Genomic DNA, 9,681 nt, shown 5'->3' with positions numbered 1-9,681 from the left:
CCGTTGAAAGCATCACGTCCTTTCTTTGTAAGTTTTAGTGCTGTGTGAGGCTTTCGCTCAATGAATTCCTTGACTATCTCCACATAACCTGCCTCTTCCAGTTTGCTCAAATGAGATGATAGATTACCTGGAGTCATCTGAAGTTGATTTTGGAGGAAGAGGAAGTCTGCGCTTTCTACAACATACAGCTGGGTCATGATCATCAATCTAGTTGGCTCATGGATCAATCGATCGATGTTCTTTAGGTTAAAAGAATTTTTTGACAAGTGTCTTGTCACCATGAGTTAGTGGATATTTTCGTATGAATTGCATTAGAAGAACAAAGCCATTGATGGTAATCACAAGTCCAATAGTTACAAGGAAATACTCGAATGGGATAGTGATGAAGTGTCCTATAAGAGATGTTGCTAATGTTAATAGTCCATATACGTACAGCCGCTTTAGACCCATTGTGTATGCGAATAGGCTTGATATTGAAGCCGCTGCAATACCTATTATGATCATACTGTTTGGAATGATCAGATTCCTCAGTGTTAATGCCCAAGCTTGAGTTGATGCTAAAGAAAAAAGAAAAACTATGGATGTTAACAGACCAAAGACCATAACTCCAATTAAGACAGCCATTAACTTGTTTGTACTTCTACTTCCAAAATTTACATAACCAATCCTTGGCATAGTTATTCGTTTCTTAGCCGAAATCCAAATAGGCAATATGATCGCAGGAAAAATTGCTGGAATTATAAACCATGTACTAAAGTCTATCACAGTTTTAAGAAAGATGCCTGAGCCAAACAACAGAACAAAAACGCCGACAACTATGTCAATTAAACCGTCTTGATGGTATGACCTGTAAGCCTTTCGTTCGATCTCTTTCAGATTAATTTTCTCATTCATCTCATATCACCGCACTATATTAAAACTTTGCAATATATAAAACTTTGCATTACAAAGTAATTTATAATCTAAACAAAGCATAGATAAATTTAGTTCTAAGCAAATTAACTATACCAAACATTTAGATGTCTACTCATATTTTAATAAATTCATGGGAGAGATAGTTGTTAAACCGATAGGTTTAGTGCATAATAGAGACGAAGAAGAATTTGTAAAAGACTCCCTGGGCGGGGTCGAGGGAACAATTGAAATTTTTGATGATTTCAAAGAAGGTTTGGATAAAATTGAAGGATTCTCTCATATCATTATCGTATCCTACTTGGATAAGGTTGGCAATGAAGAACAAAGGGTCCTGAAAGTGAGATTCAGACGCTTAATAAGATTCGGAATAAAATTCGAGGATCTTCCAGAGGTGGGTGTCTTTTGTAGCGATTCTCCTCATAGACCAGTTCCAATAGCAATTACCATTGTAAAATTGCTAAAACGAGAGAGTCGCTTTTTACACGTCGATGGTTTAGACTTGTTCAATAAGACCCCAATTTTAGATATTAAACCTTATACGCCGGACAGGATTGAACGTAATGTTGAGTTACCAGAATGGTATAAGGAACTCGAAAGTAAAGTATCCCAAATTTCAGGTTTGAAAAATCCTAGCTTATAAAATAAAAATAAAAATAAAATTATCTTAGTCATACTATCAATAATTATTTAAATCTGTTAACTGAAGTGGTAAGGAAATAATGGAAAAACTTAATGTAGGAATAGTTGGTGCAACAGGTGTAATAGGACAGGAGTTTGTAGAATCTTTATTTAATCATCCTTGGTTTGAAATCTCATCTTTATATGCTTCAAGAAGAACTGCAGGGAAAAAATATGCTGATGCGCTAAAAGACAGAATGTATGTAAATAATTTACCACAAGAAATATTGGAAATGGAAGTTTATAATATTGATGATTTAGCTAGTCACAAATTAGATGTATGTTTTTCTGGTTTACCGTCTGATATAGGAAAAGATGTAGAAAGTAAAATTGCAGAAAATATTGATTTAATTAGTACTTCTGCAGCATTTAGATATACTCCTGAAGTCCCTATTTTAATTCCTGAAGTAAATCCTGAACATGCTGAAATTATAAAATTTCAAAAAGAAAGAAGAGGATGGAAATCTTTAACAGCTATATCAAATTGCACAACAAGAACATTAGTGATTCCATTAAAACCAATTTATGATAACTGGGGTATAGAAAGTTTGCATATGACTTCAATGCAAGCAAAATCAGGGGCTGGAGAAAAAGGAATACGTGAAGATTCTGAGTATAGAAGATTCGCTTCAAAAAATCTGTTACCTTTCATTGAAAATGAAGAACCGAAAGTTGTTAAAGAAACAAAAAAGATACTAGGAAAATATGAGAAGGGAAAAATTATTGATGCTTCTATGAAAATTTATCCCACTTGTACAAGGGTAGATGTCGAAGATGGTCACACAGAATCGGTAAGTATAAAAACTAAAAAAGCTTGCAGTGTAGAAGAAGTTAAAAACGCTTTTAAAAATTTTACAGGTTTACCTCAAAAGTTAGACTTACCTTCTGCACCAGAAAAACCAATTATTGTCTATGATGAACCAACACCTGGAAATTATGAGACTTATAGACCACAACCAAGATTAGATACGGAAGCTGGTGGAGGCATGATAACGTCTGTTGGAAGAATAAGAAACGTAGAAGATGAAATAAGTTTTGTAACATGTTCACACAATACTAAAATAGGCGGGGCAAAAGGTGCAGTGTTAAATGCAGAATATCTTCTTAAGAAAGGTTTTCTTTGAGTTATCTTAGGATCTAATTTTTTCTCCAACTTCATTAAGGGTAAAGATATCTCTTCGTTATAATGGGTATATTAGTACTGACACTTAGAGTTGAGTATACTATCCAAAAAATCAAATTGTATTAATACGTAAAAATGGAATATAGCTTATTTCATAACTCTTTCTAAGAATTTCTCCCATGATTTTAAAGAGTTCTCGAAATCTGTGAGTGGAAATACTTCATATCTTACAATTGAACTTGATGGCGCATTTGCGATGATCTCATTGAGTTCTTCACTAGATTCTACGTCAAGGATCCCAAAACCCTCATCTTTACCATCTAAGGTGTATTCAGCAAGGATCTTGCCCTTTTCTTTAAGGTTTTTTATATATTTAATCTGAGCCGGTATTATGTTTCTTATTACTTTCATTAAATTCGGAGATATCGGGTTTATGCGCCATTTTACCAAGAACTTCAAATTAGGCTTTTTGATCGCTATGTATTTTTATAAATTTTTAGGATTCACGTATCCAAAAAAGGCCCTATTTATTGATAGATATTCAAGAAGGAAAAGAAATTTAGGTATATTATAAGTTGCATTTATTAACCCTACTAATGAATATTTAACTTAACTGACAAATTCGTATAGTTATAATTTCTCTTTAGAATCATAAAAGGTCATCCGCTCTTAAAGGCAAAGATCATATAAAAAGAACAGGATATGGGTTGAATTTTTAATCCATTATGATAATCTAACAATACATCATCCCTCTGTCTCTACCTCAGTTACGAGCTCTCTTTCCCTCTCTTCTTGTAAACCTTCTATCCACGATCTTATGGACGATTTTAGACCAAGCATATTGCGAGAAAAACCGAAAGTAGACAAAACAGTTTCAGCAGCATCTAAGACCATATCTCTATACTTCTCTTTATCATGATTAACGTTTGAACTGGCCAGTTCATAAGCCAATACTCTGCATAAGGGATTATGATGATTAGCGTTCAAAAAGATGAAGTCTATGAAATCACCTTTTTTCACATTCCTACCCCTACTTGCCAATTGAATAGCGGCTGAAACGTGTGGAAACGCACTCTTATACTTCGCTATGGGTCTCCTCAAGACCTTGGAGACAACGAGATCTTCGATTGGTACATCACCTACCATCACCCTATCGATAGCTTCTGTCACTAGTTGTAAAGCTCTCTCATAACCAATCGAACGAACTTCTTCTGCATTCCTACAGTCGAAGAGAGTTTGGATCAACTTGATCTGGAAGTCTTTGATGAACTTTGGAGTATCGTGACGTCTGAGTTCTATCCCTCTCGCGACGATATCTCCATTATGAAGCATGCCGAAGTAGTGCTTCTGTGCTTCCATTTTCATGGAGGGATCAGACTCCAATGGGAGCAAGAGTAGGAATTTGTAGTAGTGGTCCAAGGAAACAGGCAGACCGATGTGATCGTCTATCCTTTTTGCCAGCTCTTCGTAGTCTTCCTTTTTAGCTCCTTTCTTCTTTAAAAAGACACTGTCGGTATCTGCATAGATAAGTTCATAACCTAGGCTCAGAACGAAGTCCTTTGTCTTGATCATGATCTCTCTAGACTTACGATTTATCTCCTCAAAAGTCAAGACGTTTCCAAATCTATTCCAGCAGCAGCCTGAGGTGCCGTACAAGCATACAAGTATCAATTTGAGGGCACTCTGGCGTTGCTCGCAGTATTGCCATTCAGCACTATCCTGAGGAAAAGACTTCCTCAAATTTTTGAAGTAAAGTCTTCTTTTCAATGTACTTTCAGTAATATGAGGCAGGATTGCATCTTTCCTCTTGACAAGACCTTCAGGTGTTACAGTTTCATAGCTTAGTTTATAATTAACAATGATATTCGGATATTCGCTTTCATAATCAAGCTCTGCAACATTCTCATGAACCGTTCCTATACATGGTGATATTATCATGCCCCCTTTATCACGTTCGATGATCTCCTTGACAGGTCTGATGTACTCAAAAAAACCCGTGTTCTTGGGTATTACGAACCCTCTTCTCATCAACTCATAACAGTTCCTGCTATCGATGATTCTATTGCTCCTCCATCTTACGGCGATGCCAGGAGGTAAGTAGCTGAATCTTGACCTCTCAACCAGTCCAGCCATTCCACAACTGAAAAGATTGTAGTCTGATGAAACTCTGCCCCTAATCCAATAAGGCAAAGGCTTCCATAAAGTATCGAGTCTGACATCTTCCCTATCTAATTGTAGATTTAGACCAAGGATTTTTGTTCGTTTAAATATGTATGGGAAAGTAAATTTATCACATTCTGGACATATGAGAAAGTCTGGATCTTTACTTTGAATAAAAGAAGCAAAGTCTTCTAGAAAAAATCGCTCTTTGCCTTTAAAGATCACCCCGTCTTCATGACATCTCACTTCAATCGAACCTATAGGATCCAAGCTAGGATTAGGAGTAAGATTAGGACCCGATGGGTTGATTTTAAAATAAAGTGAAGTAAAAGGTGGGGGTAGAATTTCCTTCTCATCATCTATCTTCTTGATCTCAATCAGGAAGTTATCTTCATCAAATTTGACATCTACCTTGCTTGTAGGCGCTATACCCAACCTTGTATAGATGTACCGTCTCACATGAAGTAGATCTGTATTGAAAAGTTCCTCGACATATCCTGAGTCCTCAAGCCTCCTTTCTAGATACTTGTAAGTAGCTACTCTGTTCAAAGTGATGTGAAGAAGCTTCTTCCTCCTCTGGTCGTTGAGGTTTGTGTACTTGTTTACCCATTCAACTTTTTTTATGCTTTCTTCCTCTTGAAGAGAAGATAATAGTCGCTCTCCGTACTCTAAACTCTTTGGTAGGATGTAGAAGCTAGGATGATATCTATCCTTTAGCCTAATGACTCTACCATCCTCGGTGCGAATCCATATGACTGCTTCGTCTCCTTCTACATAGACGTTTAGTATCCATCCAATTCTACTTTTCAATTTTCAGATTCTTGGCCTCGCCAGCTTTCGGCATGATTCGCACCTCAAGCTCTTCAAGCCTTTCCCTCAATCCTTCGATAGCTCTATCCTTCTCCTTGAGCCTCTGGTTCAATACTTCTGTCAGCTTTCTGTTATGAATATTGGCCGAAAGGCTCAATCTATCCAAGACCGTAGGCATATTCGAATTGCCCATCGCTGACTGTTCGGTATTCCAGGCTTCCTTGAGCAGAAGATCGAAGGCTTTCTTATGCCCAAGGTCTATCAAGCTACTTTGATAATGAGTCTTTAGTTCACTTATGGTTTTTTCATAAAGCTGGCGAAACGAAGGAGTTATTCTACCCATCAGGTCCATCCCTCCTTTAGAGACAAGTAGAACGATAGAATCAGGCGTCTTCTTGTAAGGATGTTTGATGAGAGTAGCTTTGACTGATGGGATAGGTCCATCTTCAAAAGTCTTGACGTGAACAATAACGTTTGCCATATGACGAAAAAACGAACCACCAACAGGTCTTGGAATAAAACCTCTTCCAGAAGGTACAGTATTCGCTGTTACAACAGTTGCTATCCCTCTTTTCGAAGCAACCTTCCAAACGTAGCCTATCACCCGCTTTAAAATTTGCCTTGTCTCTTCAGGCTTCTTTGAATCACTAAAGAACTGTGTTATATTATGAATGACTAATAATCGGATATCGGGATCCTTTTTAATCTGTTCAGCAACCTGCTTTGCGACGATGACCTGCCTCTGCTCATTGTAGGCTGCCACTGTATATATATTGGTAAACACTATCTCGGGCTCGATGCCTACACGTTTTGCCAACTCTCCAAGCTCTGATGGATTAAGGATCGTTTTTCCTGTGTAATAATTCGTATTGTTAAAGTAAATGCATCTGGCTTCAAAGCCGCCTTTTTCCCTTGGCAAAATAGAGTTGACTATGAGCTTATGGATAAGTATATCAAGAATTTCTTGCTCTCCATAAAAAATGTAGAATAAACCTTCTTCAATTCCTCCTACAAGACCATCTAAGTCACCACTACCCGTAGTCAGTCTGAGCTTATTTCTTTCCTCTTCTAAACCATCTGCCGCCGTCTTCATTACTATCTGTGAATCCTTAAACTCCAATTTAGACACACCTTTCAATTTCCTCCTCAATTTCATGCCCTAGAGTTTCAAGCCTGACCATGGCTCTTTCTACTTCCCTCAAGATTTCCCTGAACTTGATAGAGCTGATAGATAATTTTGCATACGTGCCTTCTCTGATTTTAGACAGATCAGCTCACCTGTAGTACTCGTCGAGGAAAGAAGTAGAACTGGTCTCTAAATTGGGTTATCCGACCTTGAGCCCTGACTTCTCTACCGAACAACTTCCTTTGAATATCGTAAAAAAGCAATCTTTGAGTGTCTATCTTATCTTTTTCACCAAGGAATGACAATTCTTGGTTTTCAATCGAAACATCTTGAAGAGCTTTTAAGAGAACTGATCGAACTCTCTCTTTCAAAGAACTTTTCTTGAACTCTACGAACCTTTGGGTATTGGCTGAGATGAATAATTGATTCTTGTCAAAGTACGCTGTTGATGGTGGGTACGTAAACAGATGCTCAGAGTCTATCAACTTCACTTTAAGGAGAGGTATCTCTTCTGGCGACACCTCAATACCGTAGATATCTTTCCAAAAGTCCACAAAATTCCTTTTATCAACTTCAGAGACCCTTTGCTCTCCTGCTTTTTTGAAGATAACATCCTCGATGTGTCCTAAATATCCAAAAGGAGCGAGAATGACATTGCTTCTATATCTCTGGAGAGTATTTACTATAGCTTTCGCTGTGGCTCCTCTGCTCCTTCTCCACTTGACATAGTCCCATGTACTTTCTCTTACAAACGCTTGTGGTGATACCTCAACAACAATTTTCTCATCTTCCAATCCTGTTTTTAATGAAAAACCCAAATAGAGTCTGGCCTTTTCACATCTGTAGAGCGGGATAGGCTCCTCTAACAAGTATAGCCCATGAAGCAAGGGCTTGCCTGTTATCCTTCTAATACTGGTATCTATAGCCTTCCCAATGATCTTCCTAATTATCTTGGAATCATGAGGATCTTTTGGATCGAGTTGCTTTAAGGAGGCGTCTCCTACATCCATTGAAAACCCGCTATTAGACGGGAAATAGGCAAGAGTCAAACCGTCTGTGACTATCAACTTATCTTTACTGCGAAGGCTAGAAGCATTCTCAACTACCGCTTCCATTACTTGAATTTTTTCTGGAAGGCTTAAGTAGTAATTGATAGAATCAAAACCTTCTATGGATCTATTGTTTGGGACATTTGCAAGAAAGAGAATCTCGCAGATGCTTCTTCCCAAGATTCTTGTAGCCAGATGTCTTGGTAATATCATCTTGATAGAACCAGAGCTATCGTAGATTCTTGAGGAAATTCTGAAGTCCCAGCTCCACCCTTCTTTGCAATTGTTTGGGCAGGTATCAAAGACGAGTGTCTTGCACTTGTTACATCGTTTAACCAAGCCTGAACTTTTGTATATAGTTGAAACTATGCCTTTTAGAATAACATTCCAAACAGGACGTTTGAAATGGGCTATCTTGGGACGCCGTATATAATTTCTTAGATCTTCAATCTGCTGAAGCTTGGCCTTCGAATATTCTGTAAGTATCAAAAGAAGGCTTCTATCCTGAAACTCGTGAACATAGGCTGATCTGATATTCAGCACAACGTCCCTCTCCATAGGTATGGATGTTTTGTGACATACAAATGGTACTCTGAAAGTCTTGTCTTCCAATATGCCTGTGAAGACAGTTTTGGTACCTAACTGGTCACGTCTCTCACTTACCCTTGATGAAGATACCTTGGCAATCATATTTGTGTAAGTTGACGGCTTCAGCTCCGAGAGAGTAACATATGGACATCTATCACTTAAATCTGGCTTGGGAAGTTTTTCAGGCTTAGGGTAGACATACTCGCTCTTGATGTTACCCAACCCCCATTTTCATCTTTAATACTTAGACTTCTTGGTATCTGGGTCTGCTATACCCATCTCATTGATAGTGAACCTTACTTCTGAATATGGGTGATACGGGCTATCAACCATTATCGCTTTCCTGTCAGACCCAGCCTTCTTTAGATATAGGCGGTATGTGCAAGCATGCGCAATTACATGTCCTCCAGCAGGCTTTGTGGGATCTCCAAAGAATGTATCAGGTTGGGCTTGAACCTGATTCGTCACAACTACAGCTATATTATAGATTTCTGCCAATCTCAGGAGTCTGTGAATAAGAGCGTTGAGCCTTTGCTGCCTTTCAGCAAGAGTCCCTCTACCCATAAATTCTGCTCTATGAAGGGCGATGATGCTATCAATCAAGACAAGTTTAGCATCATGTTTATCGATATATTTTCCAAGATTCTTGACTACAAGCTCAAGATGGCTACTATTGTAAACTTTGCAGAAGATTATTCTCTTCAGAACATCATCTGGATTTAAGCCCCTTGCCTCTGCTATCTGCTGAAGCCTCTCAGGCCTGAAGGTCGATTCAGTATCGACGAAGATAGATCCTCGATCAAACCCTCCTTGGTCAACAGGTAGTTGGGAAGTTACGCATAAAGTATGGCATATCTGGCTCTTACCCGAGCCATATTCTCCCCAAAGTTCTGTAATGGCTTGAGTCTCGATACCTCCATTTAGAAGATCATCAAAGTTCTTCGATCCTATAGTACACCTCATCAGTTTTTGACGCCTATCCAAAACCTCTGACGCTGGTATGAACTCCTTCTCAAGTAAACCGCTTTCTCGAAGCTTCTTTTGGGCTGTGAAGATCAAAGCACTAGCGCGATCCCTTGTTATACCAACAATTTCAACAAGCTCATTTGGTAGAGCGGTAGCGAGATCTAAAACCGACTCTATACCCGCATTGACGAGCTTCTTCTCGGTCTCAGCTCCTATCTTAGGAAGATCCTGCAGACTCAGATCGAGAACTGATTCGCTCAATCTTA

9 protein-coding genes are annotated in these 9,681 nt (G+C 38.4%); 2 read left to right on the top strand and 7 right to left on the bottom strand.

Features of this window, described 5'->3' with window-relative positions; genetic code table 11:
* Together L6N96_01170 and L6N96_01165 are read right to left on the bottom strand one after the other, a co-directional pair.
* A partial coding sequence (locus L6N96_01170; GenBank protein MCP8322777.1) for a transcriptional regulator occupies positions 1 to 266 on the bottom strand: 266 nt, incomplete at its 3' end.
* The gene (locus L6N96_01165) at positions 247 to 894 is read right to left on the bottom strand and encodes a hypothetical protein (GenBank protein MCP8322776.1); all 648 of its coding nucleotides are present in this window, start codon (positions 892 to 894) and stop codon (positions 247 to 249) included. The genes L6N96_01170 and L6N96_01165, both read right to left, overlap by 20 nt.
* Positions 895 to 1,045: 151 nt before the next feature.
* On the opposite strand from L6N96_01165, the gene tsaA reads away from it, so the two are divergent.
* Both tsaA and asd read left to right on the top strand, forming a co-directional pair.
* Positions 1,046 to 1,555, top strand: a complete 510-nt coding sequence (gene tsaA / locus L6N96_01160; GenBank protein ID MCP8322775.1) for a tRNA (N6-threonylcarbamoyladenosine(37)-N6)-methyltransferase TrmO — start codon at positions 1,046 to 1,048, stop codon at positions 1,553 to 1,555.
* Positions 1,556 to 1,634: 79 nt separating this feature from the next.
* Positions 1,635 to 2,717: an aspartate-semialdehyde dehydrogenase gene (gene asd / locus L6N96_01155; GenBank protein MCP8322774.1), complete on the top strand. Its 1,083-nt coding sequence runs from the start codon at positions 1,635 to 1,637 to the stop codon at positions 2,715 to 2,717.
* Positions 2,718 to 2,863: 146 nt separating this feature from the next.
* Here asd and L6N96_01150 read toward each other — a convergent pair whose 3' ends face one another.
* The 5 genes from L6N96_01150 to radA form a co-directional block, all read right to left on the bottom strand.
* On the bottom strand, positions 2,864 to 3,166 hold the full coding sequence (locus L6N96_01150; protein MCP8322773.1) for a muconolactone Delta-isomerase family protein: 303 nt from the start codon (positions 3,164 to 3,166) through the stop codon (positions 2,864 to 2,866).
* 294 nt (positions 3,167 to 3,460) lie between these two features.
* Complete coding sequence (locus L6N96_01145) at positions 3,461 to 5,686, bottom strand: hypothetical protein (protein ID MCP8322772.1); 2,226 nt, start codon at positions 5,684 to 5,686, stop codon at positions 3,461 to 3,463.
* On the bottom strand, positions 5,676 to 6,815 hold the full coding sequence (locus L6N96_01140; GenBank protein ID MCP8322771.1) for a hypothetical protein: 1,140 nt from the start codon (positions 6,813 to 6,815) through the stop codon (positions 5,676 to 5,678). Before L6N96_01140 ends, L6N96_01145 begins: the two co-directional genes overlap by 11 nt.
* A gap of 140 nt (positions 6,816 to 6,955) precedes the next feature.
* On the bottom strand, positions 6,956 to 8,671 hold the full coding sequence (locus L6N96_01135) for a hypothetical protein (protein ID MCP8322770.1): 1,716 nt from the start codon (positions 8,669 to 8,671) through the stop codon (positions 6,956 to 6,958).
* A 15-nt stretch (positions 8,672 to 8,686) separates the two neighbouring features.
* On the bottom strand, positions 8,687 to 9,681 hold a 995-nt coding region (gene radA / locus L6N96_01130; GenBank protein ID MCP8322769.1), incomplete at its 5' end, for a DNA repair and recombination protein RadA.

The sequence above is a fragment of the Candidatus Methylarchaceae archaeon HK02M2 genome, from assembly GCA_024256165.1.
Taxonomy (GTDB): domain Archaea; phylum Thermoproteota; class Nitrososphaeria; order Nitrososphaerales; family JACAEJ01; genus HK02M2.
Note: the sequence above shows the minus strand (reverse complement) of the source record. Positions and strands in the feature narration are given on the sequence as shown.

Excerpts from the sequence above, each read along its gene's own strand:
- asd (MCP8322774.1), top strand. The coding sequence starts at position 1,635 with ATGGAAAAACTTAATGTAGGAATAGTTGGTGCAACAGGTGTAATAGGA.
- L6N96_01165 (MCP8322776.1), bottom strand. The coding sequence starts at position 894 with ATGAATGAGAAAATTAATCTGAAAGAGATCGAACGAAAGGCTTACAGG.
- tsaA (MCP8322775.1), top strand. The coding sequence starts at position 1,046 with ATGGGAGAGATAGTTGTTAAACCGATAGGTTTAGTGCATAATAGAGAC.